The organism is Anseongella ginsenosidimutans, from assembly GCF_008033235.1.
In the GTDB taxonomy this organism is placed as follows: Bacteria; Bacteroidota; Bacteroidia; order Sphingobacteriales; family Sphingobacteriaceae; genus Anseongella; species Anseongella ginsenosidimutans.
This window is the reverse complement of record NZ_CP042432.1, coordinates 2010321-2031537: the sequence shown is the minus strand read 5'-3', so window position 1 is coordinate 2031537 and position 21217 is coordinate 2010321. Positions and strand designations below refer to the sequence as shown.

Below are 21217 nucleotides of genomic sequence, written 5' to 3'. Positions count from 1 at the left end.
AAAATTTCCAATGTTTTTCAAACGCTTTACCATCCCGGGCTTTGTACCAGGTTCCGGTTGATCAGTAATTCAGATTCCCTGACAGGCCAGAAATAATCGCGCATCCTGAACTGCTGGTTGAATATCAACCTTACCCGATAATAGGTCGCGGCGTCTTCCTGGTAAATATCCCACCCGGTAATGGGTTGGCTCAATACCTGGGGCGCCTTTTTCCAGCGTTTCAGGTCCCAGTAGCGATGACCTTCGAAAAGCAGCTCGATCATCCGCTCCTGATGGATGATCTCCCGCAAGCCCTGCTGCGTGGTATATTTGGCCGGCTGGGTAGAATGATTTGTCCAGGCATCCTCTACAGTGGGTAAACCGGCGCGGTCGCGTATCAGGTTCAGCCAATGATACACCTCGGCTCCGGGACCATTCGCTTCGTTAAGCGCTTCGGCGTATAAAAGGTACAAATCTGCCAGGCGAAACGTAGGCCAGGGGTAATTCTGCAAATTATAGGCATTCGGTGTAGCCACGTTAAGATAATTGACCAATTTCTTAGGCCAGTAGCCCGTAGCCGACCTGTTATTGAGGCCCGCGCTGGACGCAATGCCGCCGGATTTCGCATCCACATACATATTATCGTCGTCTGAATACCATCCTGTACCATACCATCTGCCCTGGTCAAAACCCAAAAAAGCATAAAACCGCGGTTCCCGGTCAAAGTGAAGCACCGGAATTTCTTCACCGGGCTTCAGGTACAGCCGGTCACTTTCTTCCGACTGTTTCAGGCTATACCGGTCCTCATAACGATACGCCTTGTCTTCATTGATAGGCACGCCGTTTTCCGTATAAAACAATTCTGCAATTTTAATCGGCGGGCTTAGCCTGGACCTGGGCATCGAGGAACCGCTTAGCAGCTTAGGCTGCGCGGCGCTTTGGATAATCCCCCCGATGGAATTGGTATTCGTCCATATTTGCTCGCTGTTCCAGCGCTGGGTCAATGGGTTCCGCACGCTCAGTTCCGTAATTGTCTCTTCGGAAAGGTCTTCGCCGGATGCCGGTTGAAATTCATACAACTCGCGTCCTGTCGCATGGCAGACATCAATAGCCTCCTTGCAGGCATTAACCGCCCGCTGCCATTTTTGGGGGTCATAGGTTTGATTGAAAAATAATTGCCCGTCGGGGTCCTTATAGCTGGCAAAATCTGTATTGCCATTGTATAATGGGCTGGCAGCCGTCACAAGTACGTATGCCTTCAACGTTAATGCAATGGGCCTTGTAACCCGCCCGCCCTCTTGTATGTCAAATTGTACGGCATCGGGCAAGGCGGCAATAGCTTCATCCAGCAACTCCACGATGTAGTCAATGCACCCGTCCACCGGGTCCCGGAAAACCGATTTTACCTCCTCCACGCTCGCGGATACAGGGATATTCTCTCGTATTAGCGGAATGGGCCCGTACATGCGGAATAACAGGAAATGATAATAGGCCTTCAAAAACTTGACTTCCGCGGTCCATACGGCCTTTTCAGATGCCGACATGTCTGGTACGGATTCGATATTTTCCAAAAAGATATTGCATTCCCGTATGCCGCGGTACATATTCTTTCCACCGTTTGTACCACTCCAGAAATTAACCAGGGGATTTGCCACATTCTGGTTTCCCGTGGCAATCCGCCAGGCGTATTGCTCATCGGGGCGGTTGGTGAGGAACCACATTTCATCGCCGGCGGTCAACGCGGGATTTCCCCCATGTATTCCCCCTCGCTCGGCAGCCAGGAATAGCAGGTAAATAAGTAGCGTTCGGCCGAGCTTCGCATATTAAATGCATTATCGAGGGTGGCGACGTTGTCGGGAACGACATCCAGGTAATTGCACGAAGTACAGGCACACATGCAGAAAACAATGATTATTCCTTTTATTCTTTGTTTCATGATTCTCTCATTTTTAAAGTGATACCTGCACGCCCAGATTGAATACCCGCTGAACAGGGTAGCCTAAACCCTCTCCTGCCATCTCGATATCCCATAATTTGAACCGGCTCCAGCTGAGCAGGTTGGTACCGCTCAGGTATATTCTTAAGCTCTCCAGGCCAAGCCTGCTCATTTGTTCCTCCCGGAACGTATAGCCTAATTCTGCCGTCTTCAGACGAATAAATGAACCGTCACGCATAAACCACGTGCTTGTCTGGTTATTATTAGCCACTGACGAGGCACTCAACCGGGGCCAAAGCGCCGTCACATCGCCATTCCGCTCAGACCAGTGGCTGTCAGCATAGGCTTTTAGCAGTTGGTTTTGGTTCACAAACGGCCTTGTCTTCGTTGCATCAATCCAGAATGACTCATTGCTTAGCCCCTGAAAGAAGCACGACATGTCAAAATTCCTAAAGCCGGCCGAGAAGCCGAACCCGTAAACGATTTCGGGGACCGTGGGATTCCCGATAGGCACCTGATCCAGGGGCGTAATCTGCCCGTCTCCGTTAATATCACGATATTTGATATCTCCTCCCATTACCATGGAGCCAAAGCCCTGCGTGGGAGAATTAAGCACCTCCTCGTCATCTACAAATAATCGCTCGGCGATGTATCCGAATTTCTGCTTCAGTGAATGCCCCACATACGACTTCCACCACTCTCTTTCATATTCGGGTTCTTCGTATACTTTAAATTCACTGGTTGCATAGGTGAAATTACCCCGGGCGATAATCCATAGATCGGGCCCGAAGGTCTGACTATAGTCAACGGACAGGTCCATACCGCGGCCAGCGGCCTCTCCCACATTGGCCCGCACATCAGCAGACAATCCCATGTACCCGGGAACCGTTGCCCGGGTCATCAGAATATTCCTGCGGTACTCCGAGAAGAAATCCGCCTGGATACCCACCTTGCCGAATAAGTTCATTTCAAGCCCTAAATTGACCTTTTCAGCGGTCTCCCAGGTGATGGCGGCGTTGTCATATCTTTCTATCGATACCCCTGGTCTGGTGTACCCGTCGTCTATGCCGAACGTAGCCCCTCTTCCGGCATCATCCATGTTTACATTGGATAAATAGAAGAACCGGTCTTCAGGACCGCCAATGGCATCGTTGCCCACCAAACCATAGGTTGCCCTGACTTTCAGCAGGGAAACGGTATTACGCAAAGGCTCCCAGAATTTCTCATTGGAGACCTGCCAGGCTACCCCGCCGGCCGGAAAAAATCCAAACCGGTAATCGGACTGGAACCGCTCCGATCCGTTATATCCGAAATTAAACTCAGCATAGTAACGGCTGTCATAGGCATACGTAAACCTGCCTGATAATCCCAGGTTCCTGAACGGAAGCGATTGCTGAAGATCTCCCGCATTGGCATTCAGCTTCTGGCGCATGGTATATACCAGCATACCGCTCAGTCCGTGCTTTTCCCCGAATGTACGGTTGTAATTCATGGCAGATTCCAGGTAAAACACGGAGGATATTTTCTTTTCACCCTCCTTATAGTCCAGGTAATCTGTTCCCTGGTTCTCATTCAATATTTGCAGGCTATAGGTGTCGCTTGCCTTATCGTATCCTGACGCTTCGTAGTAAAACGGGTCGTAAAAACGTGAAACATCAAAATAGGACTCTCTGTTGGTATTGCCCAGAGCCCTGAAAGACAGGCCTTCTGTCAGAAAATTAAGATCCTGTTCCACCTCAAACTGGGCAAGCATCAGCGAACGTGAGTAGTCCTTATATCCTTTCACCATATCGGCATAGGGGTTGATATATCCTTCTTCCACCGTACCTCCAAACATGATATGCTGAACATGCTCATATCCCGGCATAACGGGGTAGTAGGCCGGAAACATCACAGGGTTTGAACGCATCACCTTTTCGTACAATCCTTTGCCGCCATCGACCGGCCCGCTGTAGTCATCAAATGAGCCGTATAACCGCACACCCACCTTCGTAGTCTTGGTGATGTTAACATTGACATTGGACCGCAGCAAATAGCTTTTCAAATCGATGTTATTGTTGAAATTGTTACGGCCGTCCACTTTCAATACCCCATTGTCCTGGTTATAGGTACCGGCGAAATAATAGCGCGCTACCTGTCCTCCGCCGCTTACATTGAAATTCGCCCGCTGGTTCATCGTATAATCCTTAAACAGCGCTTTCCGCCAATCGGTTGCAGGATACATGTACGGATTGGTACCGGCTACCGTATTATCGATCTTGCTTTGGGAATAGGGCCGGAAAGCCAGGGGATCCCGCGTGGACACTGCTTCATTATGCAGTCGCATATACGTAATCGGATCGGCCAGTTCGACATTCCGGGTTGGAGCGGAAATGGAATTTTCCAAACGGAAACTAACCTTTGCAGGCCCTTCTTTACCTTCTTTAGTGGTCACCAGGATCACGCCGTTCGCCCCCCGCGCCCCGTACAAAGCCGTGGCGGTGGCATCTTTCATAATGGAAAAACTGGCGATATCATCCGGCTGAAGCCGGGCAAGGTCGGTAGCGGTAAATTCCACACCGTCAATGAGAATTAAGGGATCGACCTTATAGCCGAATGTGGTCACTCCCCGGATAAAGAAATCTGCATTGTCCAGACCTGGTTCACCGCTCCGCTGGTAGGCGATCACTCCGGCCAGCCGTCCTGCAAGGGCGGTTGTAAGGTTACTGGACGGCACTTTCAACTCCGAGGGGTTGATCGTCGTCACAGCACCGACCATCTCGCTTTTTTTCTGGGTACCGAAAGCGACCACCACCACGTCATCCAGTTGCGATGTGGATTCGTGCAGCGTAACGTCGATCAGTTCTCTCCCGTTTACAGGGATCTCTTGTTGCTCATAACCGATCATACTAAAAATCAGAGTGGCTCCGTCCGGCACTTCAAGGAAATACTTGCCATTCAAATCGGTTGTTGTTCCAATAGTGGTCTGTCCTTTTACCGTCACGGATACACCGGGCAAGGTATTCCCTGCGGAATCCTGTACGGTTCCTCTAACCCCGATATCGAGGTGAACTGCGGCCGGGCCCTCCGGGAAACGGTCGTAGCCTGCCGGTTTCGCTCCATAAGAAACGAAAAGAAGAAGCCCTGTCAAAAACGGGTAAATAATCTTTGCATACATATTTCTTTAGGGTATTTGGTTTGTTGGTTAGTTCCGATAATAATTGTCGGTATGCACTACATATTAACAAATGTACAAAAGTTTATTGCAGCTGCAAATATTTCGGAGAAAAATAATTGGATAAAAAAATCGCTGGATACAGGCCCGCTAAGCAATATTAATACGAGAAACATGGAAGCCCGTTTTGTTGGGCGTAGGTTTATTCAGGCTTTACTCTCAGCATCCGTGTGTCCCCTGGCTCCAGGTTCAGCGGCACTATGCGTGCGTTGTCTGCAAGCGTGATATTACGCACGGGGTCAATGACCCGCGCTGCGAAGGGAAGCCTTAAGGTTTTTTTTCCGCCGCTTACAGAATGGATCACCAGCCATCCTCGCCCGGCATAAATGATATCGCCTGCCTGACCGTAGCGGTGTACGCCGGCCTGGTCCCATAGCTCCGCCAGCGACTCCGCCTTCCAGGCCAATTTCTCTTCAAAGATCCGGGGCTGGCTCGCCTGTCCCGCATGGACAACCGTTCCACTATTGTCGGTATGCATAAAAAGCACCGGATGGATGCGTTCTATTATGCTCTGCTCCCCTTGCGATAAGTCCGGGATTCCCATTAGCCAAACTACCTTGTATTTCCCGGCCGGGATCTTATCAAGATCGCTTCTGAGATAGAGATCGTAAGGAGCGCCGGTCTTCCCCAGGGCATACCGGTTGCCCAGTATCTGCCGGGTAAGGCTGCCATAACTTTTATCCCAAAACTGGAGCCTTTCATCTACTACGACGGCGACTTCGGGTTCCATTTCTTCCACAGCCGCAGAAGGATAATGCTTGAAAAATTCCTGTCCCTGGCGGATAACTGCCAGCAGCTCCGGGTCGCTGAACCAGCCACCCCACATATCAAACCACCAGCCCCCGTATCCATAGGCCAGCATCCGGCCAAGATTTTTTAACAGCAGCGCTTTCGAGGTTTGCATGTCTTCCGGACCGTGCCAAACCCCGCTGCTGTAATAATCACCCGGAGGATCAATTTCCGGCGCGCGGTCCTTCAATAGGGTAGTAATGGAGGTACGGGTATCGTTTTCGGCCAGCCATAATTTCCCGTGCAACTGAACGGACCTGATCGCTGCCATCGGCGGCCAGTCCTCTCCTGCACGTCTTCTGTAATCATTCGGGCTGGAAAGATAATCCAGGTAAGGATTTTCCAGCACTTTTGCCAGGGCGCCGTGGCCGCGCCTTGGATCTGTCACAAAATAATGATAGCCGTAAAAAGCGCCGGTGAGCAGGCAGCCATTGCTCGCCTTCTTAACGATCCTGGTAAAAAAGTTAATATGTTCCGCCATGGTTTCGGCATGAAAATCAAAAGTGTCGAAATACTTCTGATCGCCGGCGTCCCTCCAGTGCTTTTCCTTCTCAGCCCCGCTGATATTTGCCGGCGCCGCCGTTTTGAAATCTGCCTTACTATCTTTCCATGCCTGGCGAAGCGCCCTCTTGTTCCCATATTTATCCCGCAGCCAGTCCCGGAAGCTGGCAAGCCGGACTTCGCTCTCATCATGGAATTCATCTTTGAAGTGATAGAACCACTCTTCGGTAAACCCTCCTGCAACGTGTATCCCTGCAAGATGGGCGGCGTAGGGTGAATTGAGGAGCGTTTTCACACAGTGTTTCAATGCTTTCCCCGCATCGCGCTGCCATTTACGCGAAAAAAAACTGGTGCGCAGCGAACCGCCTCCCGGTAGCGCGCATACTTCATCCGGATGTTCCTTTTCCCACCAGGCGGGCGGGTCCAGATGAATCCTGATGATCACCTTAGCCATGGGGTCAGCTTTTAATATCTCCTCGAAGTCTTTTTTAATGCTTGAAAGATCGTATTGCCCGTTTCCTGTCCAGATCGCCGGCCTGAACGGGCCAATGCCGGAAGAAGAATTGATACCCCTGTCGCCCAGGTAGGCCGGAATATTGTAAAGGTGAAGCCCCGCGCCTGCCATTTCCGCATAGAACTTTTCTTCGCCCAGATAAGACATATAGGCAAAGGGCGGGTACAGTTCCCCGTTAATGAACAGCCGCGGGACATCTTTCTCCGTCCGCACTTCGGCGCAAAGCCGCTCAAACCGCTGGGCCTGCAGGTTGACGGAACAAAATAAAACGAAGACAAGAAAAATTGAAATGTGTTGATTCATAATGATTTAGGATAGCTTCTTAATACGAACCTCCTGATTTATTCTTCCCTTCGGGGGAGCTTGAGCGGGCCTTTGCAGGTAAATCATAGATGGTGAATGCAGGTGAAGCATGCTGTTCGGATGGCAGAATGAAACTCATCAAATATCCGATTCCGGCGCAGGAAACCATGCCTATCAGCGCATATAAGAACACATGCAGATCGGAATAATTACTCACTCCAAATAAAATGACAGCGCTTGCAAAAAAGCCGGTCAATGTACCGGCAGTATTGGCCCGCCGGGTAAATATACCCAAAATAAACACACCTGTTAACCCTCCCCCAAAAAGCCCGATCACTGAAAACAGCTGATCATACAGCGATGAAATTTCAGTACCAACCATAAAAAGTGCGGATCCTGTTCCGAAAATTCCCAAAAATACGGTAAGGACCTTCGCCAATCTTAACGACTTCGCCTCCGAAATACCGGTGCCGAATTTCTTATAAAAATCCGTAACGATCACAGTGGACATACTGTTGAGCGAACTGTCAAGGCTGGACATAGCAGCCGCGAAAATAGCCGCTAGTACTAACCCCGCGACACCGGCGGGCATCTCATTTACAATAAACAGGGGCAATAAGGCATCCGGTTGTTCCATGAAGGGGTCCAATCTGCCGGGATTCGCCTCGTAAAAAAGGAAAAGCGCCGTACCCAGTACTAAAAACAGGGTGATCACCGGTATGCCTAATAAACTTGCAGCCCAAATGCTACGGGCAGCGCTTTTTTCATCTTTGGTGGAAATGAATCGCTGCACCACGGTTTGGTTAGACACATAGTCCTGTATCTTGCCGATCCAGCTTAACGCGATCACCAGGAAGGTTGCCTTTGTAAGGTCAATACTAAAATCGGTGTATTTCAGCTTCTCCTGGCCGAGCGGCGATTGTAAAAACGTGTTCAAATTTTCCAGCTCTATCTTGCTGCCGACGACGATCAGTGCTATGATGGCCCCGGCAATTAAAATGATCGCCTGCAGCACATCTGTCCAGATAACGGCCTCGATCCCTCCCATCATCGTATACACCGTAGCCACGACACCTATCAGAATAATGCATAGATAAATATCAAAGCCGGTTACCACCGCGATAACAATGGCCGGCAATAACAGCAATACCCCCATCCGGACCAGTTCAAAAAGCATATAGGTAATACTGCCGATCACCCGGGTAGTCGTATTGAACCGTTTTTCCAGATATTCATACGTAGAGGTAATATCCAGCCTGCAAAAAAAAGGCAGCACATACTTGATAACAATGATAGCCAATACGATATTCCCCACCGGTATCCAGAAGTACAACCAATTGGTGGCGTAGGCTTTTGCGGGCAGGGACATAAAAGTGATGGCACTGAGCTTAGTAACCAGAATACTTAATCCGGCGGCCCACCAGGGTATCCTTTTCCCTCCCCGGAAGTAATCATCCGTATTCTTTAGCCCTTTTGAAAAGAGATATCCCACCCCCAGCAATAAGAGAAAATACACGACCAGCACCAGGTAGTCCAGGGGCCTGATACCTGAGGGACGGGAAACACCGTGGCTTATATAAAGCCGGTATCCGGATCGATCAAATTCCCAGGCGTACAAATTTGTCTGATCGGTGGCTAATTGACAAGACAGGTCCGGGGATAAAAAACCGTTTACCTTTACCCAGGTTTTCGTGATCGTATGATAGGCCATTGCCTGTTCGCCGGCGGTTAATAAGATATGAACGTTCCCTAATACGATCCCTCCGTTAATTCCGGAAAGGTACGAGGGCATATTGATTTTTTTCCATTCCGGTTTTAGTGGGCTCAGATAAAAGCCCGCGCTTTTCCCGGCATTATCATTCTGCTTGCCGGCAAACAAGAAAACAGCATCGTTTTCCCCCTCACTCTGGATAAATAACCGGAGATTGAGCAGGTCCACGGACGTCTTCAATGGCGGTAGTTCCAGCCATTTACCGACAGCTTGTAATGGAAGTTGATAAAACAGTATTTTATTACCCGCCCGCAGTTCCTTTCCGCCTACGATCAGCCTGCCCTCAGCCGCGCTGGCCACAGGATTTATCAATGGTACGGGCAATGGCTCGAGTTCCCGCCATACCGGTAACCGGCTGTCCTTGTCCCAGTATAATAGCCCCGGGCGGTCGTATCCCCCAAACTGTTCATTTTTCTGAAAAAAGACGATACCTTCCGGGGTAGGGACAGGCTTTATTTCCCCGAAGGCGCTTTCTACGGAAAGATCAGCTTTCTTCCATCGTCCTGTTTCTTGATCCACCTCTCTGAAATACAGTTCGAGGTCCTTTCCCCCGGCGCTCATGGCAAAAACCACCCCTTGATGCAGGCCAATCATTTCCGCGCCGCTCCCGACGGGGCTAACCAGATCGTATTCCTCCCATTGAAGCTGTAATTCCAGCCCTTGCGGAGGATTTTCCGGAAAGGCTTTTAAGGGAAGTACCGCCCATAATATCAGGGCAACAGTAAATCGAAGTATGGTCTGCATTTATTGGATCCAGGCTTTTTCTTGCTTTGTGACGGCATCCTCATCCCCGGCGGTCGGCGGTTCTGTCATGGGAAGCTGCCCCACTTCTTCTATGGCTTTCCAGTTCGGTTCTCCAAGCGTTTCCCCTATCTCGGCGCCTTGTTTTCTTAATTGCTGCTGCAATTCCGCAACCGGCATATCTCTTACTTCCATGCCTTTTTTAACGGCCAATCCGGCAGCGGTCCCGGCCGCTTCCCCCTGAGCCATACAAATGGGAATCACCCGCGTCGAGGCTACGGCTTCATGTGTTGCTGAAAGGCATTTTCCGGCCATCATCATGCCTTCCACGCCTTTTGCGATCAGACTCCGGACGGGAATGGTATAGGCCTTAACATTATGGGATTCCACCCAGCTGCCTTTAGGCCGGTGAATATCTATATGGTATCCGCCCATGGCCACGGCATCCTCAAACACCCTTCCTTCTATCAGATCTTCTTTTTTCAAAAGATAATCTCCCATGATCCTCCGGCTTTCCCTGATCCCCAGCATCGGGGCAATCTCCAGCAAATAGCAGTTTTCTCCCCCTGGTACATATTTCTGAAAAAAACGGACCAATTGCGGGATCTGGGCGTATAGCCGGCTGTAGGCCATACTTACACTCTTCACATCCGTGGGGTCAAGGCCCAGCACCCTGGTCATGACTACCTGAAACTGATCGGACCGGTGTAATTTAACGCCCACTACCCGCGTTTGCGGAACGTCCAGATCTCCGGCCATCCGTGCTTTTTCGACGAGGACAGCCAATCCGCCCAAAACGAATACGTCCAGTTTATCCAGGTTCTTCTGCAGCTTAGCCCATAACTCTGGATAAGGCGCGATCCATTCTCTGTAATTCAACGATTTATCTTTGCATGCAGCCACGAACTTATCTCTGTCCATACCGCCCAGCCTGAAAACCAATGTCGGCGCCTGAACCAAACCATCTGCTGTACGTCCTTTTTCCCATTCAACACCACCGCGTGCCGCCACATCCCCATCCCCGGTGCAGTCAATGGTCACCTTAGCGTAAATCTTCTGTCTTCCCGATTTGTGTTCCACCTCCACTCCTTCGATCCGGTCATTCGTTCTCAGCGTATCCACCATATGGGTATGAAGCATGATTTCCACGCCGGCTTCTTCAGCCATCTGAATGGCAAGTACTTTCCAGGAATGATTGTCCACGCTTACCAGAGAACTGCATTTCGGATCAAGCACATAATCTGAGGCAGCGTTCATCCTTTGCAGCTTCGTTACTATTTCATGGGGCAGTCCTTTTATGACCTGCCGGTAATCCCGGTCATGAAAGCCCAGCCAGGGAAGTGTAGCGGAAATCCCTCCCAGGAATCCATTATATTCGATCAAAAGAGTTTTGGCGCCGTTTCTTGCAGCAGCGATCGCGGAGGTTATCCCTGCCGCGCCGGCCCCCACCACCAATACCTCCGTATGGATATCCTTCAGTTTACTCGTCATAATAATGCAGGTTTAAACAAAACTTGATATTATTCGCTAATAAAATATTCAAGGGGCAGCGCACGGTGCGCCAGCTCCACTTTCGCCCAGCGGTTGTTTTTCAGCTCCGTTTTCCAATAGAACAAATGCACCCGGGCCCCGTCGATTAAAATGGCCGGATAAGAATAATGATGCACGTTATCGTACTCCAGTTGCTTATAATGCTTCCAGGTTTGCCCTCCGTCTTTACTTAGCCTTGCGGCTAATACGTACCTGTCGCTGGCGCCGCGGGTACTTGTCACATCCTTCATGGAATTGTGTATCAGCAGGATTTCGTTGGTTCCGGGTATCATTTGAACCCTGGCTGGGGCCAGCGGGTGCTGAATACCGAATTTTTCAGGATCACTCCAGGTCTTCCCGAAATCATCCGAATAGCTACCCATCAGGAACCCCGAAGCACTCCGGCCGAACATGACCAGCCTACCCGGTTCATACTCTGCTAGGGACGCCTCATAAAAGCCATATTCGCCTAATCCATACGGATTTTCCTGATTAACCACGGTTTCGCTGTTCAGCCGGAACCAGGTCAGCCCTTGATCCTGAGTCGCATAAAGATCGGTACCAAGTAATTTACCTTTTGGCTGATCATCTTCCGCAGGGATTATACTGTGAACAAGATTAACGACCAATCCATTGCTTAACCTTACAAATCTGTCATGCGCGCCGGTCATGTATTCATAGATACCATCGGATACGTTTATCTCCTCACTCCAGGTTTCCCCTTCATCCATCGAATAACGGAACACTTTCCAGGCCCGCCCCTTTACCATTTTAGAATAAGCCAGCCCTATCCTCTTTTCGGAAAACCGTATAACGGAAGGGTGCAAAAGCGAGATCCCCTCTTCCTGAAACAGGATCTCCATCTCACTCCATGTATTTCCCTTGTTCGTACTGGCCTTTCTCGCAATGCTGGAAACACTCTTGTCTCCGACTCCCGTAAAGGATCCAAAGTAGAGCTGATAATTTCCATTATTCGTTCTAATCGCAGTGCCCTCCCCCTGGCGTGGCGTGGAACTTTCTATAACACTGCCTTGCGGTTTATCAAAAGATTGAAGGGTTTTAGCCTTTGCAATATTGGAATAGTCGCTGTAAGCGGCTCCTTTGTAAGCCCTTACCCGGAACGCGTATTCAACAGCCGCAGCGCATCCGCCAGCTTGAAATTGCGTTGTATCGGATGGCACAAAACCAATTTTTACCCAAAAGGGATCATCCTTCTTTTTACGTTCAATCAGGAAACCTCCTTCTCCATCCGAATGATCCTCCCAAACCAAGTTAACGTGCGAAGCCGAGCCTAGTTGAACACGTAATCCGGCAGGAGCGTTTAAACGAAACTGGGCAAGGACCTGACAATTCAGGAAAAGCAAACTGACACCTGTTAGTAAGGCAAACTTTAATCGCTCCATCTGTTACTTCAAATAAGAGTCATCGGAATATATCAGGTCCGCCTCTCCCCAATACCAGTCCGGTTCATTCACATAATGGCTGTTATAAGACCGGGCATATTCCATGGTGGGCCATTCCAGTTCGAACCCCATTTTTGTAATGACACCCTGAAATTCCCGCAGCAAACCATCCGTTTTCCGTACCTGCCGCGGTGTCGCATTTTTATCCAGACAAAATGCGGCAAGGGCTCCCGCTGCCTCACCAATGTTCCATTCAACAGGATGCAGCCGGAATGCGCCGTTGGTGACCTGGGTAACACCCAAATTTTTGCAAGCCGGGATAATATTGTCCACCCTTACCGGAATCAGCGCCCCCAATGGTATTTGCTGGGGCCAGTGCATTCCATGCAATGCCTGGGTGTAACTTGAATTTTTATTTTTTGCCTTAAGATGGATATCTACCCTATACCCCCCTACACCTACGCTATCAGGATATTTTACAGGCCCGTCAGGATGCAAATCCGTCCTGAAATGTTGTTCCAGTACGGTGAATTCCGCCTTGATCCGCCTTGATTCCCTGACATAGGGGTATTGCGCAAGACCGTCGCTGGTACCAAACACATCCCCGCGAGGCCTGAGTCCGGGAAACCCAGGCTTGTTATTATAGCCAGACGGCACCTCTGTCTGAAGGAAATATAACAAGCTCAGGGACTTTTGCCTGGCCTGTTCAAAATGCAGCTTTGCCTCCTCCTCGCTTCCCCCGATTAAATTTCCATGGCTGTAGGAATTGCCATTCATCAGCATAGTGATGTCACTGGCGAATGCACCAGGAGCAAAATTGCTCTTGCAAAATGCCCGCCGGAAGTTCCAGATACTTTGTTTGTATACTCCCTCGGAGCCTTCTGCAAACAATCGCCTCATTCTGTTTTCAAGCGGGCCGCCGTCATCAACTCCTGTTAAATTTTTAAAACTGCCTCTCCATTTCTCGTAAGACGCTGGCTTTTCGATCACATGATCTTCGCCGGGTAAATAATCTATCGCTATTAAATGGGTAAATGGCTGTATCCTGTCCGGCTGAGGCGGGCCTTCCATTGCCGAAGGTTCTCCCGTCTCACTTTGAGACTCTGATCCGGTAACAAATTCCATTTGCGCCAGGGGCAATACGTCTCCAAGTTCCGTGGCATCTAAAATGTAAGAAGCTTCAATCGCAATATTTTGTCCCGTAAGATCACTCTTAACGATCACGCCTCTGCACCTGTCCCCATTCATATCCACACTTACAGGTCTGACATTTGTCAGGACCTTCACCCGGCCGGCTGTGTAATGAGGCATCAGCATTTGGTCTAGTACGGCCATCCCTACCCTGGGCTCAAATCCCAGGGCACTGACCCAGCATGCGCCGGGGTTCAGGAAGGGATCAGCCCGCGCTGCAGTCGACAGCGGATAATAGTTTCTGTAGTAATCCCTTACTCCCTGACGAAAACCGGCATAACTTAATGTTCTGCCAAATTTTTCAATCCAGGGATGCTCGTCTGTGGGAACGCCCTGGGTGGTTGCCTGCCCGCCTATCCATGAGGTTTCCTCGGTAATTATTACATTCTTCCCCAATTTTGCAGCCGCTAAAGCAGCGGCGCAGCCCCCGAAACTCCCGCCTACCACCAGGATATCACATTTGTAATTGCTGGCGGCGGTCGTATTATACACGCTCTTCTGAGGCAGATCAAATGAAAAATTGGCCAGCCCGCCTGCTCCCATCAGAAGACCTGAATTTTTTAAAAATGTTCGCCTTGACTCGTTTTCCATATTCTTCAATCTGTTAATTTATTTGGATTCGTTATCTTTTCTCCTACCAGGCCCTGGTTTCCCCTGCGATAAATTTCAATCAGCTAGCAAATCGTCCTGGTAAGCGTGTAATACAACATTACGCAACTCTATATTTGATGTTAAGACGGTCCTTCCTTCAGCAATGATCACGTACGCTGTACTTAAACCACGAGTATCTTCCGCCGTATGGATCGCTAATAGTTTTCCGCTCAGGGTTTCAAATTGCCGGCCGTCCGGAGGAAATGCCGAAGCTTTTTTCTTTCCGGAGATAATATGATTCTGCAGCAGCGTTATCAAGTCATCTTTGGGTACATCCTGCAGCGACTGGTAATCGTTATCGCTGAGGTAACTCTCAAAACTGGAATTGTAGGGAGCAAATATGGTATACTGACCTGATTCAATAGTTTCGGAAAGACCGGTAATATTCAACGCTTCATTGAGCATTTGCAGGGAGTCGTATCGCTGGGTTACGAATTCATTGACCGATAAATCAAATTTCCCCTCGTATGGCCCTGCCGGCTTATACTCAAAATCGTCACATGAGGCTGATACCAGCATGCAGAAGACGATAACAGGATATATGAACTTAGATCTTTTCATAATAATTCGATTAATAAAAACTGTTTTGAACAAGATTGGGATTTTTGACAAGTTCTTCGGTGTAGATTGGCCAGAGCAGGTGATCCTCGCTCTGGATATCATCCAATACCTCCAGCGCAACGCCATTCCGGATGAGGTCAAACCAGCGGTGTCCTTCATAACACAACTCAATAAATCCTTCGTCCAGGATCGCTTGTTTTGTTTGCTCTTTGGAAAGCCCGGTATCCAATGGCGGCAAACCTGCCCGGTTGCGTATCTGATTCACCAGGCCAATCGCCTCCTCCTTCCGGTTCAATTCGTTAAGCACTTCGGCCTGCAATAACATGACACCGCCTAATCTGAAGATGATCATATTATCATCCGAAAGGCTGATCCCTTCGGGAGTTTGGGTCTTACCCGCATATTTGATCGTATAGGGATCTTGCGCGATCTGCCCCGGATCCGGATAATAGACGATGGCTTCTTTCCTTAAGTCGCCTTCTTCAAATGCGTTCAGTAGTTTTGGATCAATTCTGTAAGCAGCCCTTGCCGCTCTGCTAAAGGGGATTTGTAATAAAAGGCCGGCTAAGCCATTCGTATTCTGGTTTTCATAATTATACTGCAATTCAAAAATGGATTCTTCCGTATTCTCCTGTGAAAAGAGCATGCCGTAGCTTCCCTCAGGCAATAAAGAATATTGATTCAATTCCAAAATATCATGATATGCCGACACTGCCTTGTTTAAATAGCCGGCTCCTCCTCCTTCGCGTTGCGCCATCCACGCGTATACATGCATCTGCAAGGCAAGCACCCCTCCCTTTGTTGCCCTTCCTTTATTCTCTATAGCACTGCTGTATTTAACGGGTACTGCTTCCAGGGCATCATTGAGATCGGCTTCTATCTGGGCAAATACATTTTCCCCGGGATCCCTTGAAACCTTTAAGCCTTCTGCGGAAAGCGTCGGATGTGTGATCAATGGGACATCTCCCCATAGCCGGACGGCATAGAAATAGCACAAAGCCCGGATGAACCTGGCTTCCCCTGTGATCTGGTTCTTTCGTTCTTCGGTAAGTCCATCGGTTATTTCCGGAACAGCGTTTATTACAATATTGCAGCGGTTGATCGTATTGTATAAAGGACTCCAGTCTGAAAATGAGCTATTGGCGTTAAATGTATTCTCAATAAGGTTAGCCGATGACGCAAGGCCGACAGCCAGATTATCCGCGCGGGCATCTCCCCATTGAATGTACCGTTGACTTAATGTATTGGCAAGTTGATGGTAGCAACCGATCAGCGCTGATTCAGCATCTTCTCCGGTCTCCAGTGCATTTTCTATGGTTATCTGGCTCACCGGCTCCTGATCCAATACTTCACAACTAAAAAGGGAGGCGATCAGGATTGTGCAATAAATTCGTTTCATTTTTCTGCTTTAAAAAGTAACATTAATACCCATCATAAATGTCCTTGGAATAGGCATGCGGCCGTTATCAATTCCAAATTGCCTGGAGTTATCAGATGATGTAGTAACCACTTCCGGGTCATAGCCAAGGTAACTGGTTCCCGTCCAAACATTTTGTCCGGTCACGTAAATTCTCATACCTGAAATGAAGTACCGATTTAGAAATTCAGCATTGAGGTTATAGGACAAAGAGATATTTTTTAGCCGCAAATACGACCCATCCTCTACCCAACGGGAGGAATTTCTATCATTTTCCACCGGTTTAACCATCCAGTTTACCGGAACGTCGGTTATATCTCCCTGCTCTCTCCATGCATTCTTCCAGATATAAGGCCTGGGGTTTTGAGAAAAGCCGTTCCCTCCGCGCATTTGCTCGACGGCATTGAAAATTTCATTCCCGCCCGAATAGGTAAATAGAATACTTAAATCGAAACCTTTATAACTAAAGCTGTTGCTGAGTCCGCCGACAAAATCGGGCTGGGCATTGCCGATAATGGTGAGATCGTTCTCGTCGATCCTGTTATCACCATTAAGATCGCGGAATATCGCATCTCCGCCTTCAAATCCTATGCCGCCCCCGGTCGTTAAACCTTCCGGAACATCTTCATCGCGTGCATACACGCCGTCAAATACCCAACCGTAGAAGCTCCCCAATGGCTCTCCTTCACGGACGATTCCCAGTCCTGCAAATTGATCTTCACCGTTGGGCAGGCTTATCACCTTATTCTGATTGTATGAGAAATTGGCTTCGGTACTCCACTGAAAATCGCCCGTTAGGTTCTTGGTATGGAGGGTCAGTTCATATCCCTTATTCTCAATTTCACCAAGGTTGGTAGTTAAGGAATTATAACCGGATGTTCCCGGAAGATCCACGTTAAACAACAGTCCATGGGTTCTTTTATGATAATAATCAGCAATCAGATAGATCCTGTTATCAAAAACAGAAAGGTCCAGCCCAATATCAAATTGATTGGTTGACTCCCAGCTTAAATCCGGATTGGGAATTCCGTTGGAAGCAGGCCCGATTCCTCCTTGTCCCATATAGTTCTCGCCGGCGTTAAATAATCCCTGTGAAATAAAATTGCCAATGGACTGATTCCCGGTCACCCCATAACTCACCCGCAGCTTTAATTCCTGTACAAGGGAGCTGTTTTGCATAAACGATTCCTCAGCAATTCGCCAGCCGGCTGAAAAAGACGGGAACGTGCCAAACCTGTTTTCCCTGCCAAATCTCGAAGACCCATCTCTTCTGATGGTAGCATTCAACAGGTACCTATCCTTAAACGAATAGTTTACTCTCCCGAATAGCGAGAAAATACCCCACGAGGTCTCATTTGAAGACGCCCCATCTATCGAGGCGCTGGCATTGATGGTAGGAATTTTATCCGAGGCTGCCCCACTTCCAAAAGCAGAAAGCACCTGAATATTATTTGCTTGCTGACTAAACCCTGCGAGTGCGGAAACATGATGATCGCTGTTAAAATTCGTTTGATAGGTCAGGGTATTTTCGTTTACCCAGCCCCGGTCCCGGTAATAGTTGGAGTTTGCTTGTCGAAGTGGTGTGGTCAGTAAACTTGCCGGTGTAAAACGGTCTTCCTTCAATGACAACAAATCGACAGCGATATTTGACCTTAACTTCAGGTTTTCGATTATTTCCAGTTCGCCGTAAAGGTTGGCTATGATCCTGTCCGAGTTCTCTTCGTTTTTTATGTCCTCCAGCTGCCGGATCGGGTTCGTTCCTTTCCATAAACGCCCTAAAGTATCCGTTGACCTCAGAAAGGAAAAAGTTCGAAGCGCCATCCATATCGGAAAGTTGTTTCCGCTACCCTGCCTCACCGTGTTCCTTGAAGAAATACTGTATGATAAATTACTGCCGATCGTTAAACTCTTTGTTGCCTGATATTCAGTATTCACTCTCCCGGAAAGACGCTCATAAACGGAATTCAGCAAAATACCTTCCTGCTTAAAATAACCGCCGGAAACAGCGTATTTGAATTGATCACTCCCTCCTCTCAAGGAAAAATCCGCATTATTGGCAGAAGCGCTTCTGAAAATTTCATCTTGCCAATCAGTATCACCACTGAACGTCCAATTCAGACTATCTGTGATTTCATTTCTAAGCCCTCTTCCCCTGTTCAGCCATGCTTCAGTAAAATAGGCTCTGTGTTCCTTTCCATTGAGTACCGGTAATTTGTTTGCAAGGCTGGACACTCCCGAATAGAAGTTCAGGGACAGAGTTGGTTTACCAGCCCGCCCGCGCTTTGTAGTGATCAGCACTACCCCGTTTGACGCCCTTGCCCCATAAATGGATGTAGCAGAAGCATCTTTTAATATTTCTATAGAAGCAATATCGTTTGGATTAATATCAGCGAGGGCATTAAATCCCGCCGAACCCTGACCAAGGCTTGTATAACTACCCGATTTTATGGGGACGCCGTCAACGATATAAAGCGGTTCATTTCCTCCGCCGATAGAAGTATACCCTCTGACCCTGACGGAAACCGCTGTGCCCGGCTCACCCGAAGTCTGCAAGACCTGTACCCCGGCAGCCCTGCCCTGCAATAAGTTATCAACGCTTGCAATGGGATTATTTTCAACGTCATCGCCCTTTACGGAAGATATCGCACTGGTAATGTCCCGTCTTTCTTGCTCTCCGTATCCGATCACAACAATTTCATCAAGGGCGGCGATATCCTGATGCAGCGTTATACTTATCTCTGCCTGGCCATTTATCAGCGTCTCAACAGTTTTAAAGCCCAGAAAACTAAACACTAAAAGCTCTCCCTGGTCCGCATCAGGAAGCTCATACTTCCCTTGTTCATTTGTAAGTGTTCCCTTAAGGGTTCCTTTTACCTGCACAGAAACACCGGGCAGAGGAAATCCATCCGCGTCCGTCACCGAACCCCTTATGGTATCAATTGCTGAAGGAGGTCGGAGCAACGGCCCCGATCGCTCCGTTCTTTTAATAAGGATGAGCTTCTCTTCTATGGAATAAGTCAAACCTTGTCCTTTCAGGCTTGCATCAAGCAGGTTTTGCACTGATGTATTCCGGAGATTCAGCGTAACCGGCCTGGCATCTTTCAACACACTGTAATTATAGAATACGCTATAGTCCGTCTGCTGATTGATCGCGGTAAAAACCTTTTCAAGTGTTACGTTTTCGCCCTGAAAGCTTATGGATTGCGAAAAACTGCCTGCACTTACCTGCAATGCTCCGGCTAATAATAGTACAGCATGTAATTTCATTGCCAAAAGAATTTTGCACATTGTCTTGTTCATGATTTATTTCAGGATAATGAGTTGCCGCCCCCGGATACGAAACCTCACCTCGTTCTGCTGCAGAACAGACAGGAGTTTTGACAAGGGCAGGTTCCTGGGTACGCGACCTCCGAAATATTGGTTTGGTATTGAATCGATATCTTCATAGACTACTTCGACATCATACCACCTTGCCAGACGCCGCATAACAGTGGGCAAATCGGTATGGTCAAACTGAAAGTATCCTTCTTTCCAGGCGATGATCTGGCGGGTATCAATATCGCCGATAATCCGGATTTCATTAGCCCCCCTGGATCCCGCTTTTTCCGGATTGGTAAGCCGTGCCTGCTGACCGGGCCTGAGCAGCTTCGCTTCCCCGGATACTCTCCCGGATAAGGCTGCTGTCGGAATGACGCTTACAGATCCTTCCAGCAAGGTGGTTTGGATGGTGTTTTCATCTTCGTAAGCCATCACATTAAAATGAGTGCCCAGCACTTCTATTTCCATGCCGTTTACGAGAACAATAAAAGGCATCCTCTCCTTACCGCCCTCCGCCCCGCCGGAAGAAAGCGGTTGAGATGCCACTTCAAAATAAGCTTCCCCGGTGAGCGATACTTTACGCTCTTTACCGGTAAAGGCGGCAGGATAACGAAGCGTTGACGCCGCATTTAACCATACTTTGGTGCCATCGGGTAAGGTGACTTTGAATTGCCCCCGCGGGGAGTGGTCAGTGTGTTATAAGCAATTTCCCCCTGTCCCTCATCATCGCCGGCAGGATAGTAAGCCAGTTGGCCGCTATCAAGTTTGATTATCTGCATGCTGCCCTGTTGTGCCAGGGTTCCGATGCGCTTACTATTAAGAGAAATCGCTGTCCCATCCGCCAGAGTAAGGATAGCCCTTTCACTCCCCGGCGCAATATCGTTCTGTGAATTATAGGCACTCAGCGCCTGCTTCGGGATAGAAGTGTCCGGCTTAAAAAACAGGTAAGTGATACTTACAAGTATCAGGGCGATAGCCGCTGCCGCAGCAAAACGTCGGGCAGGTCGTTGCTTCCACCAACGTTCTCCTGTTGTTTCGGACCTTTTCTCTGTTCTTTCAGCGCCTCTCTCCTTCGTCGCAGTCCTCGATGCCCGTAAAAGATTTTCCAGCTTAGCATGGGCATGCGGTATTCCTTCCGCGTCAGAAATAGCATGCCATTGCTCCCGCATGACGTGTCGAAGATTTTCGCTATCCGGGAATTGCTCAATCATCTCCAATAATTCAAGCAATTCCTGCCGGGTGCAGTTGTTATCCAGGAATCGCCGAAGCAAATCAGCCAGTCTGTCGTTTCTAGTGTTCATGGTTCAGGCAGGGGATTTCCCCTCATAAAGGCATGACGCTGAATACTAAACCAACAACTAATTGGCCCCTGTTTTTTTTGAAGTTTGCCTTCGGTTA

Annotated in this window: 13 protein-coding genes and 1 pseudogene; all 14 read right to left on the bottom strand. The window is 48.8% G+C overall.

Annotated features, from left to right (window positions below; all coding sequences use genetic code 11):
- Positions 1–26 precede the first annotated feature (26 nt).
- The 14 genes and pseudogenes from FRZ59_RS08555 to FRZ59_RS08500 all read right to left on the bottom strand — a co-directional run bounded on the left by FRZ59_RS08555 (position 27) and on the right by FRZ59_RS08500 (position 21120).
- Positions 27–1718, bottom strand: coding sequence for a RagB/SusD family nutrient uptake outer membrane protein (locus FRZ59_RS08555; RefSeq protein WP_225975247.1), 1692 nt, complete (start codon positions 1716–1718; stop codon positions 27–29).
- On the bottom strand, positions 1715–1915 hold the full coding sequence (locus FRZ59_RS19020) for a hypothetical protein (protein ID WP_225975246.1): 201 nt from the start codon (positions 1913–1915) through the stop codon (positions 1715–1717). Before FRZ59_RS19020 ends, FRZ59_RS08555 begins: the two co-directional genes overlap by 4 nt.
- Positions 1916–1928: 13 nt before the next feature.
- Positions 1929–5072, bottom strand: a complete 3144-nt coding sequence (locus FRZ59_RS08550; protein ID WP_132130000.1) for a SusC/RagA family TonB-linked outer membrane protein — start codon at positions 5070–5072, stop codon at positions 1929–1931.
- Between the two features lie 199 nt (positions 5073–5271).
- Positions 5272–7236: an alpha-amylase family protein gene (locus FRZ59_RS08545; protein WP_132130001.1), complete on the bottom strand. Its 1965-nt coding sequence runs from the start codon at positions 7234–7236 to the stop codon at positions 5272–5274.
- Between the two features lie 19 nt (positions 7237–7255).
- Positions 7256–9751, bottom strand: coding sequence for a sodium:solute symporter (locus FRZ59_RS08540; protein WP_132130002.1), 2496 nt, complete (start codon positions 9749–9751; stop codon positions 7256–7258).
- Positions 9752–11239, bottom strand: coding sequence for an FAD-dependent oxidoreductase (locus FRZ59_RS08535; RefSeq protein WP_132130003.1), 1488 nt, complete (start codon positions 11237–11239; stop codon positions 9752–9754).
- A 29-nt stretch (positions 11240–11268) separates the two neighbouring features.
- Positions 11269–12681, bottom strand: a complete 1413-nt coding sequence (locus FRZ59_RS08530) for an exo-alpha-sialidase (protein ID WP_132130004.1) — start codon at positions 12679–12681, stop codon at positions 11269–11271.
- Positions 12682–12684: 3 nt separating this feature from the next.
- Entirely contained in the window at positions 12685–14415 is a 1731-nt protein-coding gene (locus FRZ59_RS08525; RefSeq protein WP_132130005.1) for an FAD-dependent oxidoreductase, read from the bottom strand.
- A 123-nt stretch (positions 14416–14538) separates the two neighbouring features.
- Entirely contained in the window at positions 14539–15084 is a 546-nt protein-coding gene (locus FRZ59_RS08520; RefSeq protein WP_158640571.1) for a fasciclin domain-containing protein, read from the bottom strand.
- A gap of 10 nt (positions 15085–15094) precedes the next feature.
- Positions 15095–16483 (bottom strand): RagB/SusD family nutrient uptake outer membrane protein, encoded by a 1389-nt coding sequence (locus FRZ59_RS08515; RefSeq protein ID WP_132130007.1) that lies wholly within the window; start codon positions 16481–16483, stop codon positions 15095–15097.
- A 9-nt stretch (positions 16484–16492) separates the two neighbouring features.
- Positions 16493–19768: a TonB-dependent receptor gene (locus tag FRZ59_RS08510; protein WP_158640570.1), complete on the bottom strand. Its 3276-nt coding sequence runs from the start codon at positions 19766–19768 to the stop codon at positions 16493–16495.
- 36 nt (positions 19769–19804) lie between these two features.
- Positions 19805–20251, bottom strand: coding sequence for a FecR family protein (locus tag FRZ59_RS19980; protein WP_432417396.1), 447 nt, complete (start codon positions 20249–20251; stop codon positions 19805–19807).
- A 6-nt stretch (positions 20252–20257) separates the two neighbouring features.
- A pseudogene (locus FRZ59_RS19015) lies at positions 20258–20434 on the bottom strand (FecR family protein); the annotation flags it as partial.
- 14 nt (positions 20435–20448) lie between these two features.
- A complete protein-coding gene (locus tag FRZ59_RS08500; protein WP_147698277.1) occupies positions 20449–21120 on the bottom strand; it encodes a hypothetical protein in 672 nt (223 codons plus the stop codon).
- Positions 21121–21217 lie beyond the last annotated feature (97 nt).

What these genes read in the sequence shown, in the direction of transcription:
- FRZ59_RS19020 (WP_225975246.1), bottom strand. Translation starts at nt 1,915, where the DNA reads ATGAAACAAAGAATAAAAGGAATAATCATTGTTTTCTGCATGTGTGCC.
- FRZ59_RS08550 (WP_132130000.1), bottom strand. Translation starts at nt 5,072, where the DNA reads ATGTATGCAAAGATTATTTACCCGTTTTTGACAGGGCTTCTTCTTTTC.
- FRZ59_RS08545 (WP_132130001.1), bottom strand. Translation starts at nt 7,236, where the DNA reads ATGAATCAACACATTTCAATTTTTCTTGTCTTCGTTTTATTTTGTTCC.
- FRZ59_RS08540 (WP_132130002.1), bottom strand. Translation starts at nt 9,751, where the DNA reads ATGCAGACCATACTTCGATTTACTGTTGCCCTGATATTATGGGCGGTA.
- FRZ59_RS08535 (WP_132130003.1), bottom strand. Translation starts at nt 11,239, where the DNA reads ATGACGAGTAAACTGAAGGATATCCATACGGAGGTATTGGTGGTGGGG.
- FRZ59_RS08530 (WP_132130004.1), bottom strand. Translation starts at nt 12,681, where the DNA reads ATGGAGCGATTAAAGTTTGCCTTACTAACAGGTGTCAGTTTGCTTTTC.
- FRZ59_RS08525 (WP_132130005.1), bottom strand. Translation starts at nt 14,415, where the DNA reads ATGGGAGCAGGCGGGCTGGCCAATTTTTCATTTGATCTGCCTCAGAAG.
- FRZ59_RS08520 (WP_158640571.1), bottom strand. Translation starts at nt 15,084, where the DNA reads ATGAAAAGATCTAAGTTCATATATCCTGTTATCGTCTTCTGCATGCTG.
- FRZ59_RS08515 (WP_132130007.1), bottom strand. Translation starts at nt 16,483, where the DNA reads ATGAAACGAATTTATTGCACAATCCTGATCGCCTCCCTTTTTAGTTGT.
- FRZ59_RS08510 (WP_158640570.1), bottom strand. Translation starts at nt 19,768, where the DNA reads ATGAAATTACATGCTGTACTATTATTAGCCGGAGCATTGCAGGTAAGT.
- FRZ59_RS19980 (WP_432417396.1), bottom strand. Translation starts at nt 20,251, where the DNA reads ATGGCTTACGAAGATGAAAACACCATCCAAACCACCTTGCTGGAAGGA.
- FRZ59_RS08500 (WP_147698277.1), bottom strand. Translation starts at nt 21,120, where the DNA reads ATGAACACTAGAAACGACAGACTGGCTGATTTGCTTCGGCGATTCCTG.